We start from the raw sequence: 255 nt of genomic DNA on the forward strand, positions 1-255 counted from the left end.
TGTTGAAGGTCGCACTGCTCGCCGGACCGGTGATGGTCACATCGGCCACTTCAGTGATGTCCGTGCCGGAGGCCGTGGTGTAGCTGTACGTCAGCGCCACAGTGACCGATTTACCCGCCGGCACCGCGTCGCTCAGGCTGACGGTGTAGTCGGTGGTGGTTTCACCTTCGACCACATCGCTCGGCCCGGTCAGGGAGACGATGACGGTGTCTTCTGTACCCGGTGGGTTGTCACTGCCGGTCTGGTCCGTGATGG

At 63.1% G+C, this 255-nt stretch carries 1 protein-coding gene; it reads left to right on the forward strand.

All coding sequences use genetic code 11. The features are described from left to right. A partial coding sequence (locus tag JYB63_RS23785; RefSeq protein WP_205660258.1) for a hypothetical protein occupies window positions 1-255 on the forward strand: 255 nt, incomplete at both ends.

Origin of the sequence: Aliamphritea spongicola (genome assembly GCF_017051665.1) — a bacterium.
In the GTDB taxonomy this organism is placed as follows: Bacteria; Pseudomonadota; Gammaproteobacteria; order Pseudomonadales; family Balneatricaceae; genus Amphritea; species Amphritea spongicola.